We start from the raw sequence: 18,402 nt of genomic DNA on the forward strand, positions 1-18,402 counted from the left end.
CTGGACATTTTTATTGCCCAGGCGGTCGGCTTTCTAAAAATCGTACTCCCTGTGGTTACATCCACTTCCGCCGGTTATACGACTTGTTTAAAATCAGTTTTTCTTGTACATTTAAATTATCATATTATCACAAATGTGTCAATATAATTTTTTTCTCATGAACATCAATAGGACTCCTGCAAAAATAAGTAATATTCCTGCTACAAGCAATATAGTGGTATCTATAAAACTTCCCGTCCTAGGAAGAACTGATGATGTTTCCATGGAAGATTTTTTCTGCACACTCTGTGATTTCGAAGATCCATTTGCCGAATTACCGATTGTAGAATTACCACCTTCTCCAGAATTTTGACCTGGCTGATTCGTATCAGGTTTCTGGCCCGGCTGATTTGGCTGATCCGGTTTATTACCTTCATCCGGATTCTCTCCTGGCTGTTCCGGTTCTTCCGGTGTCGGCTGTACCGGCGGTACAGGTGTACTTCCTTCTTCTTTGGCATCCTGTACAGTTCCAAGGTCATAAACCTTACTCTGGTTTATCTCTACAGATAATATTTTATCTGAGATGGAATAACCAGAAGGTGCTTTGGTCTCCTTGACAGTATATTTACCTGGATTCACCTTGGTAAACTCTGCCAGTCCATTTTCATCTGTCACAACAGTCTTCACTGAATTTCCCTTGGAATTGATCAGCGTGAACTCTGCACCTTTAAGCGGATTCCCACTCTTATCCGTCTTCTTTACATTCACCTTGCCGCGGATGCTCGCACTTCCGCCTCCGCCTGCACCTCCTGAAGAAATAGGATCCATTTCTATGTCATGCTTTACTATAGCATCATTTACAGAAATGGTCTCTGTTGTTTCGGTTTCATACCCAGGTTTTGTAGCAACAATATAGTAATCGGTATTCGGATAAACCATGAAAGCATAGTTGCCTTCTTCGTCACTGGACTGCGGATTTGCATTGTCTGCAGGAGGGAAACCTTCCAGTCCCGGAAGCTGTACAAGTGTATCAGGAGTTTTGCCTGATTCCCTGTTTCTCTCGGTATCTGCATAGTACAATTTTATATCCGCATCAGGTATTTTATCACCAGTAACACTGTCAGTGACTACACCATATGGATCTATCAGGGTAGGTTCCGGATCAATCCTCATCTGTCCGTCAGAATCCATTTTCACATCAATTCTTCCGATAATAATCTCTTCACCATTATCGAAATGGTATATGATATTAAAGTTGTACTCCCTGTCCTTTTCAAGACCGCCTACCTGGAAGGTACCGTCACTTCCGATATCAACCTGCTGTCCAATTTCTGGAACATCGATGGTTATATTGCCGTAGTCCTTGAAATATCCTGCAGTTTCTCCATCAGGATTTTTCAAAAGTACAATACCTGCTGCAGTTTTTTCAGAGTCATAGGAATTTCCTGCAATTTCACCAGGATTTGATTTCTGTATGAAGGTTTTATCTTCTGTCTTTCCATTTATCTGTACAGGTACTGTTATATGAACATCATATTCTACATCTCCCTTGGGAACGGCAATTTCATATTTACCGTCAGATGATGTAGTTACCGTACTTGTGAAGTCTATTGTTCCATCACCATCAAAGTCCTTCTCAACTACAACCGTAGCTCCAGCTATAGGATTTCCTGTTTCATTGTCCACAACTGTTCCCTTTATGCTTCCAGGTTCAAATGTAATATCTATTTGATCCTTGGCATTCAATCCATGTTCCGGATCATTGACAACTGCAGTAACAGGTATCTTCTTTTCTTCAATTCCTTCAATTTTGTCGGACTTGAATACTACGGAAGCTTCACCATTTTCATCGGTGACTGCAGAACTGCCATCAGGGAAACTTCCATTCGGTGCTGAAAAATCAACAGTAACACCAGGTGCAGGTTTATTGTCCTCATCAACTACTTTTGCTGTAAGCGTCGATGTTGATTTACCGTCGCCTGTAATAGACTTCGGATCTGCTGTTAACTCAATGTTAAAGCTGTTGTCAGATATCTTCTCGTCAGTAATACTGTCCTTGACATTTTTTGCATTCTCAGATATATCAAATTCATGTACATCCGTGTTGAGCTTGTAGCCTTCAGGCGCCCCTGTCTCCTTGAAATAATAATGTCCATATGGAAGGCCGTCAAATACTACTTTTCCATCTGCTCCGGTTACCTTGCTGTCTACAACATCAGTAAGCGCATTGTCCCTGTATATTGTAATAGCAGCTCCCGGTACAGGCTCCTGAGTTGAAAAATCGGACTTCGATATTTCAATTCTTCCAGATGACTTTTCGTCTACAAATTTTCCAAGATCATATTCAACGCTCTGAAGTACCTGAACGGGAATCTCCCTTGCGGAAATTGAATATCCCTCCGGTGCCTTTGTTTCCTTCACTGTATATTGACCAGGCTGTACACTGTAAAATCTGGCAAATCCGTCATCACCTGTAGATGAAGTTTTAACCGGAGTTCCAGTTGAATCAAGCAGTGCAAATTCTGCACCTTTCAGTGGATTTCCGCTTTCATCGGTTTTCTGTATTGTAACAGTTCCCTGGGGAATTACAACAATTTTCTGGTCTATAAATTCTACATTATCCAGAGCAACAGTTGCATTATCTTCTTTCATAACTGCATTCAACACTTTTGAAGAAAGATAATATCCGGAGGGAGCTTTTGTCTCCTTTATCTTATATCCGTAAGCTACGTTATTAAAGGTAACAACTCCATCTTCATCACTTGTTGCAGTTATATTATTACCACTTCCATCTGTAACTGGTGTGACTCCATCGTTCTGGTAAAGCGTGAATTCTGCTCCTTGAAGTGGATTTCCAGACTGATCTTTTTTAGTGAATGTGATACTGTTTTTTATCTTTACATCAGCAACACTGCTTGTATCCAGTATAACATTACCACTGACATCAACAGTTGCAGTTAGACTCTGCGTACTTGCAGTGTATCCTGTTGGTGCTTTTGTCTCCTTTATCTTGTAACCATAAGGTACATCATAATTAAATTCCACTTTCCCGTCCGAACCACTGACTGCAGTTACATTATTGCCATTTTCATCTTTAACCGGAGTTTCACCATCAGGCTCATAAAGTGTAAATTCTGCTCCTGCGAGTCCAGTTGAATCTGAATCTTCTCCTGTTTTGGTGAATGTTACCTTTCCTGTCTTTATGGTGTCGGCAAAATTATAGGTAATATTCTTCTGGTCAGCAGTACTATGAACCTGGAAAGTATGAATATCACTGCTTAAATTGTATCCTATAGGGGCAGTTATCTCCTTGATGCTGTAGTTTATATCGTATTTGAGATTGTCAAATAGAACGGAACCATCACTTCCTGTTGCTTCAGAAGTCTCCTTCACATTTCCATACTGATCCAGAAGCTGAAATACTGCTCCCGAAAGTGGTGTAGTACCATCATCTCCAACTTTTACAACGGTAATACTCCCTATTTCTCCTGTGGCACCGCCGCCGCCGGTTGAAAACCATACACCATTTTGAGTAGCACTTGAACTTTGATTTATATTGCTTCCACTAAATGTAACTGAATTTGTAAAGTTCCCTGTCTTGGTTGTATATGTCCTGAAATTCAGAATGAAAGCTTCATTACCTGCATTCTCAGTGAAAGTAAATGTGAACAATCTAGTATCAGGATTGTATGCCACGTTAGAAGAATCAAGTAGAATTTCAGATCCTTGTGTAAGAGTTCCATCAGAATTCACAGTGGCACTATACAATTTTACAGTATCTGTATCCAGCGAAAGCCCATTCTGCAACGTATCGGTTATAGTTGCACCAGATAGTGGAATACTCCAGTTAGCATTGGTCTTTACTGTCCAGTCAATGTAGTTATTTCCATTATTATAACTGGATGTCTTGCTAATTACTGAATTTTTAACAGTCTGTATTCCTTTGCTTTCTGCATCACCATCTGAAGGTATTTCATTACCGGTAATAGCTGCAGTATTTTCCAATGTTTTATCTCCACTTGTATTGAAAATATTCAGGTTTGTAAGCTTTGTTCTAAAAGTTATAGTATAGGTTTTATTAATAGTACCTGTAAAAGTATATACAACTTTTCCATTTGCTATTACATCGCCATTACTGTTAAATGAGCCATGTGTTCCATCATCTATACTGGCAGAATCGGCTACATACTCCTGTCCTTCCGGAATAATGTCGGTAACTACTGCATTGGTTATTGGCATTGCATTCTTGTTTACTATAATTTTCCATGTAGCTTCTCTTGTTGCATAGTTATAGCCTGCACCTGTTTTTTTAATTATCTCGCTATATGCAGGTTGATATCCAGTAGTATCTTGATTTATAGGTCCAGCTGTAAAATTAACAGTATTGCTGTAAGTACCATTGTAATTTGCCCTATAATGTGTTGGATCAGTCACCTGTGTCTGAAGTGTTATAGTATGTGTGTCAGAAAACGCATCGGCAAAAGTATATACAAAAGTTCCTGTCTTGTTCGTATCTCCACCTGGTGCTGCTGTATATCCACTATCGCCTATGGAAATTCCATCAAGTTTGGCAGAACCAGATAAATAAGTTTGACCTACAGGAATATCATCTGTAACCACTGCACCAGCAGCAACATTTGTCTTATTACCATTTACAGTAATTGTCCAAGTAATTATACCATTGGAAGCATCATAACCAGAACCTTGTTTATGAACGATAGTTGATGAAACTCCAACACCATGACCTGATGTTCCAAGTGTAAAGCCATTTCCTGTAAAAGTAGCATTATTTGTATATGTCTGACTACCATTGGAATTATAGACACTTGTATCTACATTTGTTGAATAAGTGATTGTCACTTTTCCTGTAATATTACCTAAATTGAAGGTAATATTACCTGAATAGTCAGGTGTCAAAGGTATATCATTTTCATTTTTAACTGAAATACTACCCTGAGTTACAGTAAGTCCTTCAGGAACAACGTCAGTAACTACTGCATTGTTGATTGTCTTACTATCTTCATTTACTGTAATTGTCCAATTTATTCTCTTACTGGCTGAATCATAGCTTCCAGTTTTGCTGATATATGTGACTGTTACTGAAACAGTACCAGCGTTTACGTTTTTGGTATGTGGAGCTCCCTTATAATCATCATAGCTAAAATCAGCTGTATTGTTAAAATTATAGGTACCTTGTAACTGGGAAGCCAGAAAATCTTTTACACTAGTTTTATAGGTTATAGTTTGCTCATCAGTGATATTTCCAAGATTGAAAATCAGTGCTTTAGTATAATCGTAATAATAGTTATCACCAACACCTGAATTATTGATTGTAATAGAACCGGGAACAAATACCTGGCCTTCCTCACCTTTTATAGTATCCGTAATAGTGGCATTATCTGCCTGTATTTTTTCACTGTTGGCTGTTATCGTCCATGTAATTTCATCTGTACTTTTATTGTAATGCCCACTTTTGGTAAAAGATGCATCCGTTGGCTGTACAAAGTTCACACTGACTGGAACTGCCTCTATGCCCGGAATTGTAAAGTTAATAGTCTCAGGGTTTAAGTTGCCTATTGCACTTTCTTTAAAGTGACAATCCACATAGAAATATCCGTTTACATTGGAATGTTTACCTGGATAATCTGTGAACGTGAGTATTACAAGCCCACTTGTATCCACATACATATCCGCCACTTTTGCTCCATCATTATCAGTTATCGGCTGATTAATAGGTGCTACAATATGAATCTGCTCCGGCAGCTGCATGGTGTAATAATCACCTGAATTAACAGCTACTGTATTTGGAATACTCCAGGTATAATTAGCATGAATTTCTGAAGTTTTGTCTACATCATTACCCAGATCGTTGCCATTGGCATCTTTTATACTAACACCTGTAATAAACGGAAATGATTCTGTAATATTCTTAGGCTCTACAGGTTCTACATCTTGAGGTGTAACCAAGTTATCAGCCGCCTGTTCACCTGGTACCTGTACTGCCTCACCCGGCTTTTCAGCAGGATTTTGCTGTACATCTTCCTGTTTGAAATTAACATCTACCGAGCTTTTCCCGATATTGACGGATACAGGATTGCTGTTTCCTATCTTGTCCTTGTTAAACTGCCCGCTTATGGACAATTTACCTGATGTACCGCTCTTCACTTCAGCAGTAAAAGTGACAGTTACCTTGTTTGAAGCCGGATCTGCACTTATTGAACCTATTGAACTTTTCAATTCACTACTGACACCTTTAAGCTTGATCTGGTCTGTGAGCTGAATACTGTAGGAAGTATCTTTAGCTACATCTTTCGAAATTGAAAAATCATAATTGATGTTGACATCAGAACTCTTGTCCACATCTGTTTCAGCACTGATATCTTTCCCGGTGCCGTCTGTAAGAGTGCCTCCTGTTATAAATGGAAATTCTATTACAGTAGGAGTGACTGCCGGATCAGAATCAGCCGGTTCTTCCTGTGCTGGAGTTTCAGTTTGTTCGGCAGTCGTACCTGAGTTCTGAGTTGTACTGTTCTGTTCAGGCTCTGTGGTAGTATTGCCTTCTGATTGAGATGTATCAGAACCAAAATCCTTGTTGGCATTTTGCTGACCGCCTGTTTCTTCCTGCTGTGTTCCATTTTCAGAGCTTCCATTTGTTTCTTCAGTACCCTGCTGTGCAGTATTATTTGAACCCTTGGTTGTATTGTCCTGTTCGATATTCTTCTGACTGTCTGGTCCTTCCTGTGTCACTGACCCGTCTTGATCAGTGGCAGTTTCAGTATCACCCCCACTCTCACCCTGTGACGTTGAAGTATTTTCTGTTACAAGTGGAAATGTGGAAGTATCCGCCTTTACACTTTTTAAAGGCGCAAAAGAAATGAAAATCTGCAGCACAAACAGAAGTGATACCGCAATTGATAAAAATCTTTTCTTTCTCACTTTTCCACCCCCTTTCATAATATAATTTGTCAAAGTTAATTATTTAGTAATAATAATTTAACTTTAATTTATATAATATGACATTTCGCTCACAAATTACTCACAAATTATTTACAGATTATTTACAAAAAACAGGGGGGCTAAACTCCCCTGTTCTATAATTTCATTAGCAAAGCTTTGTAGAGCTTTTTTGTTGTTTCCTTTGGTTCTATGTGTAGTTCATCTTTAAACAGTGCATTCAATTCATCATAACACTTCACCAATGCAACCTTGTCACCAAGATAAAAATAATTTTTCATCATAAGTTCATAAGTTTCCTCATCAAAAGAACTTGTTGAAATTGCCTTCTTCAGATATTCTTCCGACTTATTGTATAGTTTTTCCTTCATATAGTATCTCACTATATTTTTGATTCCAAGCAAATAATATCTCAAAAGTTTTTCATTCAGTTCATTGTCCCAGACATAATCTTCATTTCCAAATAACGTACCCCTATATAAATTTATAGCATCAACATAGCTGCTTATATTTTTACTGTCAGCTTTAGGGTGACTTTCAATAAAATTTTCAAAATCCCAAGCATCACATCCGAATTCTGTAAAATCGACACTGTACTTTCCATTTTTATAGTAGACCATACTATTATGTATTCCAGCATTTTTTAAGACATTCTTCAGCCTGTATATTGTACTGTACAAATTGTGTTCCGCATTTTTGGGTGGAGAATTTGGCCAGAGCATATCACAAAGATTCCACTTGTCGGTTTCGTCTCCCCTGTTGCATATAAAATATGCAAAGAGCTCCTGGACTTTTGAGGTTGACCATTTCATAATCTCATTTCCAGAGTTTCCATATACTTTAAAACCTCCAAGGCAGAGTATTTCATTTTTTCTGGCCTGCTCCGAAATGCTTTTTCCCCTGTTATAATTTTTCAGAAGTCTTTTTACCGTTGCATTCAGATCCTCTTCCGTAATTGGTTTCAAAATATAGTTTACAGCATCGACTTCAAAGGCTTGCAGGGCATATTTTTCATAGGCAGTCACAAATACTATCTGGATATTCTCATCAAAATTTTTCACCTGTCTTGCAAGTTCCATACCATTTATATAAGGCATCTCTACATCTACAAAAACAACATCCGGCAAAAGCTTCAATATGTTGTCCAGTGCTTCTCTTGAATCAGTAAATTCGCCTATTACCTTCAGATATTTATTTCTGTTGATGAACATTTTCATCAATTTCAAAATAGGCTTTTCATCCTCCACAATTATAGCTTTCACAGCTCACTCCCCCTACAAAACAAGGACATTGTTACAGTTGTTCCTTCTCCTTCAACGCTGCGTATATCTATATTACCATTCCCAAGCCTTTTAATTCGCTTGACAACATTCAAAATGCCTATCCCACAGCTGTCTCCGTTACCACTCTTCAATGCTTCAATTTTATCTTTCGGCATACCTATACCATTATCTCTTACTTCAATATATAAACATCCATTTTTCTTACTTGCAGAAACATACACATTTCCAACTCCACTTTTCTCCATAAAGCCATGTCTTATTGAATTTTCCACCAGAGGCTGTATACACAATGATGGAATCTGCTCGTTCATAACTTCCTGTCCAATATCATATTCAATATTTACCCTGTTTCCAAATCTTGCCTTTAATATTTCAACATAGGCATCCACCATCTCCAGTTCACGTCTCAGCGGTACCAGCATAAGTTTATTGTCTATATCAAAGGTAAGTCTCAGATATTTACTTAAATTTGTAAGAAGTACTGCAGCCTTTTCTCCATCAGTATAACAGAAGGAAATTATAGTACTTATAGTATTATATAAAAAATGTGGCTTTATCTGTGCATGCAAAAAAGCAAGTTCATTTTTCAATGCATCCTCCATGTACTTTTTAAGCAGTATCAAATTTGTCACTCTGGCAGACATCTCTTTTTCCTCAAAGGGTTTTGTTATAAAGTCATTTGCCCCTACTTCAAATCCCTGGGAAATTTCATAATTTACATCTCCCACTATTGATAAGATCACAGGAAGTTCAATAGGAGAATATTTTTTTCTTATCCTTTTACATAACTCTATACCTGAAATTCCTGGCATCATCAGATCCAAAAGTACGAGATCAATTTTATATTTTTCCACTTTTTTCAGAGCCTCTTTACCTGACAGTGCCGTCAATACATTATAGCCCTCACTGCAAAGTACATTCAAAGCTATTTTAATATTTAATATTTCGTCATCTACTATCAATATAGTGCCCTTGTTATCTCTTCTTTGTGCCATTTCAGAGTAATTTATAGGGTAGAATTTACTAATATAACCTGCATCCTCTAACTTTGTTTGTTCATGCTCTATATCATTTCCTTCACAAACTGGAAGAGAAAATACAAAGCGGCTTCCTTTTCCAACCTCAGACCATTCCAGGTATATTTTCCCATGCATTAATTCAACCAGCTGACGTGTTACATAAAGTCCCAGACCAATTCTTTCAAAATTCAAAGACTCATAGGGCTCAAAAATCTGTTCCTTTTTACCTTCTGGCATTCCAAATCCTGTATCCTCCACGGATATGAAAACCATATCTCCATTTTTTCTGCTGTCTATACTTATTATACCTTCATACATATTATGAACTGCATTGGTTATAAGATTAAATAAAATCTGTCTTATTCTGTTTTCATCAACTTTTACGAATATTGATTCTTTTATGTTGTTGACTATTTTTATACCTGTTCCCTGTATTATGTACTTATGGCTTTCCACGACTATATCGACACATACCTTTATATCTGTCACCGACATATTCACTTTAAGTTGTCCATTTTTCATCAATACCACATCCAGTATGTCATTTACAATTCCTGATAATTTTAAGGCCATATTCTTCATCGTTATTACTTTTTTTATATTCCCGTCCTTTAAATTATTCATATTGTCTTTTACTATTATATTGGCCATATTAATCATTCCATACAGTGGAGCTTTCAATTCATAGGATGTTTTGGTAATAAATTCATCTTTTATCTCATCCTTCTTTATTAGTTCCTCCGACATTCTTTCCATATATTTATAATTGGTCAGGAATTTATCACTGTGGATCATATATGAAAATATTACAAAGCCACAAAACGATAGTGGACCTATGAACTTATCAGGTGCAATATTCATGGAATAAAGGAAATCATTTATAAAGAAAATACATATACATACCATAGCCCCCAAGAAATTACCGGCCTCATTATCTCCCATAACCCTCATACCTTTTCCAAACATAAACAAAAGTCTTAGAACAATCGATAAAATAAATATACTTATGCATATATATTTCAACAGGCTTAAATTCATGTAAACAGAATAATCTGTATTCCATACTATGGCTATATAAAACAACCCCAGGAAACCACCCATTTTTAATACGGCATCTGGAAGTATTTTAATATGTTTTTCCATTATTATTCCAACAAGAGATGTTATGGTTATAATCATTGATATCTGCTGAATCTTACAATATATTTCAAAAGATATAAAAGGGAACAGCTGAATTAGTATTCTTTCCCCATTCAAAAGCAAATCAACTGTAAGTGATAAGAAAGTAATAGCATAGTACAAATATATTCTTTTTCTTTGTAGTTTTATATAAACTCTTAAAATATATAAGGCAATCAAGAACATCACTATACTGCCTGACAATTCAATGGAAGCTTTGCTAACATTAATAAAATTTATATCCTTCTGAAGTCCGAAATATATTTTATACATCGTTCCCTTAAAAGGATATCCAAAACCGGCAGATTGAAGTATTATCTCAATTGTATCACCTTTAACATTGAAATATGAACAATAAGGAACCATACCGGCATAATATCCACTGTTCCTTTCAGCAGGATTTCCACTTGATCCCATGATTTCATGGTTTATGTACAATCTATTGCTCATTCTAATATTTCCCACATTTATCCCAAATACATTATGCGAAGGCTTTACTTTTACAATAAGCCTGAAAGTCTTTACGCCTTCTGGTTTCACGAGAATATAACTATCCTTGTCCACTATTGCAGATGTAACTTTTACATATCCAGTAAGTTTAGGCTTTGCAGTACTTTTTTCCATAAAATCTTCCGGTGTAAGAAGCTGACCATCATAAAACTCCCACTGTCCATCAAGATTCACAGCACCATTCCTTGAAAAATTCCATTTTGAAAGGTCCATCCTTCCGCGTTGTGCAGGCATGGGCTTTTTAGTGGAAATTACACCCGAAAATAATATAAAGGACAAAATTGATAGTATACCCATAACTATTATAATTCTCAACATATTTTTCATCGAATTGCGCTGCTCCCTATAAATAAAATTTGGAAATTTATTTTACCATTATTCTCTCATAAATATCTGGTAAGTGCAAAAATATTTGACTAATTTCCGTATTATTACTAAAATAGATCTGCACAATTACAATTATAATTAGGAAAGAGGAGCTTCAATTGAAAAAATCGGGAATCATTGGTATAGTTCTTATACTTACAGGCATTTCAGTACTTTTATATGCTTTTGGTGCCAGATACCTGACAGCATACAGGCAGAACAATATGGTAAAAAATTATGAGAAAGAAATCAAAAATTACAGGAAATCACCTGAGACACTGCAGAAAAACACCACCCCATCCATAGATTACGGTGCTGTAGGGCTTCTAATAATCCCCAAAATAAATTTAAAAGTTGCAATAGGTGAAGGAACGGATATGGACACGCTCAGATATGCCGTGGGTCATTTCAAAGATACAGCTCTGCCGGGGCATAAGGGTAATTTCGCCATGGCAGGGCACAGGAGCTATACCTATGGTCAATATTTCAACAGACTCGACGAACTTAAAATTGGAGATGAAATAATAGTAGAAACTGTTAAAGGAAAATATAAATACAAAATATACAATACCAGGGTTGTACTTCCCGAACAGGTGGAAGTATTAAATCCCACCAAGGATGCCACCATGACACTTGTTACCTGCACACCTGTGAGAATTGCCACACACAGACTTATAGTAAGTGCAAGATTGGAAAATTAGTACCCTACTATTTTAATATTTTTGTTATATCCATCTTTGCATAAATAATTCTTCGTATCTCTACATCATGGTCATATACTACATAAAATACTAAATAATTTTTAACAATTAACAACCTATACTCATCCTCAAGTTTTATATGGTAAACCTTACATGAATAAGGAAACTGTTTTAGACGAGATATAGATTGATCAAATTCATATATTAAGTTTAGTGCTGCTTTTATAGATTTGTTACTAACATACTCTATAATGTTTGTTAAATCTTTTTGTGCAATGGGTAAATATCTTAAATTATACATTATCTTTATCAGTCTTCTTTATAACATTTGATTTTAAATCAGAAAATATCTCTTCATGGGAAAGACGTCTATCCGTAAATTTTGCTTCTAACTCTGATTCTTTAAGCTTAAAATAGATATCATTTTCAAATAATTTTTGCTCATAAGTTTCCATGCTCATAACAACCATATCTCCATATCCATTTTTAGTTAAAAAAACCGGTTCCGATGTCTCATGAACTATTTCTGAAATATTTGAAAAATTATTTCTCAAATCTGATATAGGTCTAATCTTCATAATATTATCACCCCTTATTTATCATAATTTTATCATAATTATGATAAATAATCAAATATTAATACAATCCCAGTATCCTGGCAATTGAAGTAGTAATAAAACAAATTACAACTGCAATTCCCGTTGGAATTGCTGCAGAAAGCAAAGTCCATTTAATGTTTCCCGTTTCCTTCCGTATGGTTAAAAGTGCTGTAGCGCAAGGCCAGTGCAGCAGGCAAAACAACAACATGTTCAATGCCGTAAGACCCGTCCATCCATGAGACACAAGTATATGTCTCAGTGAATCTATACTCTGGAAATCAATCATGGAACCTGTAGACAAATAACACATAATCAATATGGGAAGAACTATTTCATTGGCAGGTATACCCAATATGAATGCCACAAGTATATATCCATCAAGACCTATCAAATGTGCAAAAGGCTGAAGGAATGCCGCTGCATGTCCTAAGATGCTCAAATTCCCAATATAAGTATTGGCAAGCACCCATGTAATAATCCCTGCAGGGGCGGCAACAACCACCGCCCTTGCCAGAACAAATATCGTCCTGTCAATGATGGAAGTATATATCACCCTTCCTATCTGTGGTCTTCTGTAAGGCGGAAGTTCCAGGGTGAAACTGGATGGGTATCCCTTCAATATAGTCCTGGACAATGCATATGAAACAAGCAATGTTATGGAAACCCCAAGTACAACTATACCCGTAACAGACAGTGCAGGCAAAAAATTGAGGGTAACATTCCCCGATCCGGCGACAAGAAATACCGATGAAATGGCAATAAGTGTTGGGAACCTTCCATTGCAGGGCATAAAATTGTTGGTAAGTATTGCTATAAGTCTTTCTCTTGGTGATTCAATAATTCTGCAGCCTATTACTCCCGCTGAATTACACCCAAGTCCCATGCACATGCTTAGGCACTGTTTTCCATGTGCACGTGCCTTTTTAAACAGATGGTCAAGATTTAATGCAACTCTCGGCAGATATCCAAGATCCTCAAGAAGTGTAAACATAGGAAAAAATATGGCCATAGGAGGAAGCATAACTGAAACCACCCAGGCCATTGTCCTGTATAAACCAAGAACGAGAACTCCGTATAACCATTTTGGCGCATCTACATTTGTAAACAATACCGTTAGTTTGTCCTGAAATTTAAATAGTATATCCGCAAGTATGTCCGAAGGTATATTCGCACCTGCAATGGTTATCCACAAAACAGCAGCAAGCATTCCTATCATTATTGGAATTCCAAAAATTCTGGATGTAATATAATCATCTATTTTTCTGTCCCTATTTGATTTATCTATATCGATATCAACACATCTATCTTTTGTCTTTTCCACATTTTGGTATATTCTGCAGGCAATATCATCTCTTACCCTGTTCCTGTCATAAGTCAGTCTTATTTTATTTATTTGACTCATAAGTATTTTAGAATCTTCTTCTCCAATCATGCCAAGTATATTATCCGTAATTCCGCTGTCTCCATCAATCAATCTGAGTGAAATCCATCGTGAATTTAATTTCTCAACTTCCCCTTCCAGTAGAGACTGAAAGCTGCAAATCATTTTTTCTATATATTCCTGGTAGATTATTCTTTTTGGGGAGGGTTTTATTTCTCCCGAACTTACCTTATATATAGTTTCCTTCAGCTGTGCTATTCCAGTTCCGGCTCTTGCCGCCGTCAGTACCACGGGAATGCCAAGCTCATTTTCCATTCTTCTCCTGTAGATACTTATATGCTTTCTTCTTGCTTCATCTATAAGATTAATACATAAGATCACCTTTTCCGTAAGTTCCATGATTTGATATACAAGGTTCAAATTTCTCTCTAGACATGTTGCATCAGTTACAACAATCACTGCATCAGAATTTCCAAAACAAATGAAGTCTCTTGCTATTTCTTCTTCTACAGAGGAAGAAAAAAGTGAATAGGTACCCGGTAGATCCACAAGTATAATCTCATTGTCTCCTACCTTAAACTCTCCTCTTGCACTGGTTACTGTTTTCCCCGGCCAATTTCCCGTATGCTGTTTCAATCCCGTCAATGCATTAAAAACTGTACTCTTACCTGTATTTGGATTTCCTGCAAGTGCAAAAATATACTGATCGTCCTTTTTTGGTATTTTATATGCTTCTGTCAAAGAATCAAATCCCGTGGACTGGTAAGTAAGTCCCATTATTCACCCTCCACAGATATTGATAATTTACTTAAAAAGTTGTTTTGGGAGACATATACCATAGAAGCCTCATCTTCTCTAAGTGCAATCATTGCCCCCCTAATATTATATACAGTAGGATCTCCAGATGGTCCTCTGCGTACTACCTCTACTTCTACCCCTTTTGTAAGTCCTATTGCAAGCATTCTTTCTCGCAGTAGTCCGGCAGCAGTAATATTTTCAACTCTTGCAGATTCCCCGATTTCAATACTACTGAGCTCTTTCATAAGCATCCACTCCCAACTTATAATTGTTTGCTGTATTTAATAGAGTTACCCTAAACTAACTTTAATAATACATTATGCAAATATAAGTTAAAATGTGAAAATACCTATTCTTCAAATGTATCAAAGGCATTCAGAAATTTTTCTATATCCGATTCGCTGTGCTTTACATTTAAAAATACAGCTTCAAACTGTGAAGGTGCTATATAAATTCCGTTTTCAATCATGTGTTTAAAGTATTTTGCAAAGAGTGCCGTATCACATTTTTTAGCATCCTCATAATTTCTGACTTCTTTACTCTCAGTAAAGAACACTGTAAACATAGAGCCACATCTATTCACTACAACAGGCAGCCCTTTTTTTTCAGCTATATGCTCTATTCCGTATTGAAGTTTTCTTCCCAATCCTTCAAGATAATCATAATATCCAGGATTTTCGTGAAGTTTTTTCAGTGTCGCAAGTCCTGCTGCCATAACTATTGGATTCCCAGACATGGTCCCTGCCTGATATACGGGTCCCATTGGTGAAAGATTTTCCATTATGTTTCTTCTCCCGCCATATGCACCACAGGGGAGTCCTCCTCCCATTATTTTTGCAAAGGTAGTTATATCCGGCCTTATACCATATATGTCCTGTGCCCCTTTATATGCAACTCTAAATCCACTCATTACTTCATCAAATATAAGAAGGCTGTCATTTTCATCACATAATTTTCGCAATCCCTCCAAAAAATCTTTATTTCCTGGAATTACTCCCATGTTTCCTGCCACAGGCTCTACAATGATGGCTGCAATATCATCATATCTGTCAAATATATCCTTTACGCTCTGAATATTGTTGTACTCTGCTATCATAGTATTTTTCACACTGTCTTCCGGTACTCCCGCACTTCCAGGAGTTCCTCCCGTCATGACTCCTGAGCCTGCCTCCACAAGAAAATCATCATAATGTCCATGATAGCAACCTGCAAACTTTATTATTCTGTTTCTTCCGGTATAGCCTCTCGCAAGTTTTACAGCACTCATTGTAGCCTCCGTACCTGAATTAACCATTCTTATCATTTCAACATTATCCACGGTTGTACATATATATTTTGCAAGTTCCAGCTCAATTCTGGTTGTTGCTCCAAAAGATATGGCATCTTCACTCGTACTCTTTATGGAGTTCACTACATTATCATCACAATGTCCTAAAATCATAGGACCCCAGGCACAAACAAAATCTATGTATTCATTTCCGTCCTCGTCATATATATAAGCACCTTTACCCTTCTTTATTACAGGCGGATTTAGTGGGACATCCCTAAAAGCTCTTACTGGACTATTTACTCCACCTGGCATATAAAACTCCGATTCCTTGAATATATCATTGCTTATCATTATTATTTCCCTCCTATGTCAATTGTAATTTTCATTACAGAATATCCTGTTTATAATATTCATACATTCAATTTCTTTTCCCTTCAGCTTTTCTTCTTTTAAAACCTCTATGGCCCTGTCAATATAAAACCTGGCAGTACTTTCCACCATCCTCTTTACAAGCTTTTCATTGTCCTTTGTATGCCTTTTGTTTATAAAAGTATTTATCCTTCTATCGCAAATAACACTTCCCTGCTTTTTTATGTTCTGTATTTCCGGTGAGAGCTCTGCTATTGACTGCCATTTCATAAATTCATCTATATAATCAAAAGTTATATATCTATATTCCATCATCTTTTTTCTTCTTATATTTTTATTCTTTTCATCTATCCTGCTTATATTATCTATATCATACAATTTTATATTGGGCAGCTCCATGACATTTACATTCACATCTCTTGGTACTGCGAGATCAAATATAACTATATTTCTAAAAGGGAGTTCATCTTTTCCTATTATGACATGAGGTGCAGAAGTACAGCTGATTATACAGTCTACGTCCTCATAATAACTTTTTTTCTCCTTAAAAGTTATGAATTTAACTCTCTTATATTCACTTTCCATGGATGAAAATCTATTTAAATCACGGACTACCACATATATTATTTCCACAGAAGCAGAAATAAGATATTTCAATACAAGCTGTCCAATTTGTCCAAATCCAACTATCATATATCTCTTGAGCTTTCTGCTCCTAGCTTCTTTTACAGCTATTGATGGAACGGAAACCGGTATTTCGTACATCCTACATGCACTTTTAAATTTCTTGCCACAAGCTATTGTACTCTGAAACAATCTATGAAGCCTACCTTTTACGGCTCCAGCTTTAAGTGCAGACTCATAGGCGGACTTTATCTGTCCAAGTATCTGATCCTCTCCAAGAATTCTAGAATGGAAGCCACAGCTGACTTCCATAAGGTGTTTTACTGCATCCCTGCCTTCAACATAGAAAGTACTGATCATAAGATCATCATCCCATTCCAATATTTCAAACATACGATCAATCAGGTCCTCTTTTCTAAAATCGGAATCAACATAGACTTCTGTCCTGTTGCAGGTACTCAATATAACAACATCCCCTATAGCGTTTTTTATATACCCCAAATTGTTTTCCAATTTTGAAGGTATAATTGAAAATTTTTGCCTTGTTTCAATATCACATTCACTTTTTATTCCGATAAGTTGTATCAATTTTCATCAACTCCAGTATATTAAATAAATTATCATCTACCAATATATAATCTTTTATATAAAAGTTCGGGCATATTATTTTTAATCATTTTTTTTACTGTAGAATCAATATCATATCCAAAGCGTATGTATTTCAAATCAAAAGCACAGTCGTCAAAAATAACACAACATCCATCCGTACTGCCATCCCTTGGCTGGCCTACGCTGCCTACATTTATGATATATCTATTGTTTAGTATGTCAAGATGCATATTTTCACCGTTTTTTTCCTTGATACACGTAATATCTCCCTTTTTATTTTTTATGAACACATTGGGGCAGTGTGTATGGCCTACAAAAAGTATTGGTACCTGCATTTCATCAAAATTGCTATTTAATAAGTGACCTTTTCCCAGGATATAATTAAATCCCCCGGGAGAAGTTATGTCCCCGTGCACTACAGTAAACTTATCATAATCTATTCTATAGGGTAGCTTTCCAAGAAATTCTACATTTTTATTTTCTAGTGCATTTCTGGTCCACTGAAGAGCATATCCTGCCAGGGGATTGAACCAATCCAACATTTTAGGATGAGTAACTGCATAATCATGATTTCCCATAACACAATCAAAGTTTCTAACCATATCTATACACTCATTGGGATTGCACATATATCCCACAATATCTCCAAGGATAATAAATTTATCCGGTAATATATCCTTTGAAAGTTTCATAATCTCTGTCAGCGCTTCTAAATTTCCGTGAATATCGGACATTACAATATATTTCATCCAAAAAACCTC

Annotated in this window: 11 protein-coding genes and 1 riboswitch; of the genes, 1 reads left to right on the plus strand and 10 read right to left on the minus strand. The window is 36.5% G+C overall.

What is annotated here, in order from left to right; all coding sequences use genetic code 11:
* Nucleotides 1-8: 8 nt before the first annotated feature.
* A riboswitch (ZMP/ZTP riboswitch) is annotated at nt 9-88 on the minus strand.
* A gap of 50 nt (nt 89-138) precedes the next feature.
* The 3 genes from ACSVC9_RS09840 to ACSVC9_RS09850 all read right to left on the minus strand — a co-directional run bounded on the left by ACSVC9_RS09840 (nt 139) and on the right by ACSVC9_RS09850 (nt 11,251).
* Nucleotides 139-6,915, minus strand: a complete 6,777-nt coding sequence (locus tag ACSVC9_RS09840) for a SpaA isopeptide-forming pilin-related protein (RefSeq protein WP_446897317.1) — start codon at nt 6,913-6,915, stop codon at nt 139-141.
* Between the two features lie 155 nt (nt 6,916-7,070).
* Nucleotides 7,071-8,195 carry a response regulator gene (locus tag ACSVC9_RS09845; protein ID WP_446897318.1) on the minus strand — a complete coding sequence of 375 codons (1,125 nt, stop codon included), beginning with the start codon at nt 8,193-8,195 and terminating at the stop codon, nt 7,071-7,073.
* Nucleotides 8,192-11,251, minus strand: a complete 3,060-nt coding sequence (locus tag ACSVC9_RS09850) for an ATP-binding protein (protein ID WP_446897319.1) — start codon at nt 11,249-11,251, stop codon at nt 8,192-8,194. Before ACSVC9_RS09850 ends, ACSVC9_RS09845 begins: the two co-directional genes overlap by 4 nt.
* Before the next feature lie 158 nt (nt 11,252-11,409).
* Between ACSVC9_RS09850 and ACSVC9_RS09855 the strand changes: the two genes are divergently transcribed.
* Nucleotides 11,410-11,991, plus strand: coding sequence for a class D sortase (locus tag ACSVC9_RS09855; RefSeq protein ID WP_446897320.1), 582 nt, complete (start codon nt 11,410-11,412; stop codon nt 11,989-11,991).
* A 7-nt stretch (nt 11,992-11,998) separates the two neighbouring features.
* Here the strand turns inward: ACSVC9_RS09855 and ACSVC9_RS09860 are convergent, their stop codons facing one another.
* The 7 genes from ACSVC9_RS09860 to ACSVC9_RS09890 all read right to left on the minus strand — a co-directional run bounded on the left by ACSVC9_RS09860 (nt 11,999) and on the right by ACSVC9_RS09890 (nt 18,390).
* Nucleotides 11,999-12,292: a type II toxin-antitoxin system RelE/ParE family toxin gene (locus ACSVC9_RS09860; RefSeq protein WP_446897321.1), complete on the minus strand. Its 294-nt coding sequence runs from the start codon at nt 12,290-12,292 to the stop codon at nt 11,999-12,001.
* Entirely contained in the window at nt 12,285-12,569 is a 285-nt protein-coding gene (locus ACSVC9_RS09865) for a type II toxin-antitoxin system Phd/YefM family antitoxin (protein WP_446897322.1), read from the minus strand. The genes ACSVC9_RS09860 and ACSVC9_RS09865 overlap by 8 nt, the downstream gene beginning before the upstream one ends.
* 58 nt (nt 12,570-12,627) lie before the next feature.
* Nucleotides 12,628-14,748: a ferrous iron transport protein B gene (gene feoB, locus ACSVC9_RS09870; protein WP_446897323.1), complete on the minus strand. Its 2,121-nt coding sequence runs from the start codon at nt 14,746-14,748 to the stop codon at nt 12,628-12,630.
* A complete protein-coding gene (locus ACSVC9_RS09875) occupies nt 14,748-15,014 on the minus strand; it encodes a FeoA family protein (RefSeq protein ID WP_446897324.1) in 267 nt (88 codons plus the stop codon). The genes feoB and ACSVC9_RS09875 overlap by 1 nt, the downstream gene beginning before the upstream one ends.
* Nucleotides 15,015-15,118: 104 nt before the next feature.
* Nucleotides 15,119-16,390, minus strand: coding sequence for a glutamate-1-semialdehyde 2,1-aminomutase (gene hemL, locus ACSVC9_RS09880; protein ID WP_446897325.1), 1,272 nt, complete (start codon nt 16,388-16,390; stop codon nt 15,119-15,121).
* A gap of 18 nt (nt 16,391-16,408) precedes the next feature.
* A complete protein-coding gene (gene hemA / locus ACSVC9_RS09885; protein WP_446897326.1) occupies nt 16,409-17,620 on the minus strand; it encodes a glutamyl-tRNA reductase in 1,212 nt (403 codons plus the stop codon).
* Nucleotides 17,621-17,652: 32 nt separating this feature from the next.
* A complete protein-coding gene (locus ACSVC9_RS09890; RefSeq protein ID WP_446897327.1) occupies nt 17,653-18,390 on the minus strand; it encodes a metallophosphoesterase family protein in 738 nt (245 codons plus the stop codon).
* Nucleotides 18,391-18,402 lie beyond the last annotated feature (12 nt).

The sequence above is a fragment of the Clostridium sp. LBM24168 genome (assembly GCF_052953915.1).

Coding starts and splice junctions, on each gene's coding strand:
- feoB (WP_446897323.1), bottom strand. CDS start 14,748: ATGGGACTTACTTACCAGTCCACGGGATTTGATTCTTTGACAGAAGCA.
- ACSVC9_RS09850 (WP_446897319.1), bottom strand. CDS start 11,251: ATGAAAAATATGTTGAGAATTATAATAGTTATGGGTATACTATCAATT.
- ACSVC9_RS09875 (WP_446897324.1), bottom strand. CDS start 15,014: ATGAAAGAGCTCAGTAGTATTGAAATCGGGGAATCTGCAAGAGTTGAA.
- hemL (WP_446897325.1), bottom strand. CDS start 16,390: ATGATAAGCAATGATATATTCAAGGAATCGGAGTTTTATATGCCAGGT.
- ACSVC9_RS09865 (WP_446897322.1), bottom strand. CDS start 12,569: ATGAAGATTAGACCTATATCAGATTTGAGAAATAATTTTTCAAATATT.
- ACSVC9_RS09890 (WP_446897327.1), bottom strand. CDS start 18,390: ATGAAATATATTGTAATGTCCGATATTCACGGAAATTTAGAAGCGCTG.
- ACSVC9_RS09860 (WP_446897321.1), bottom strand. CDS start 12,292: ATGTATAATTTAAGATATTTACCCATTGCACAAAAAGATTTAACAAAC.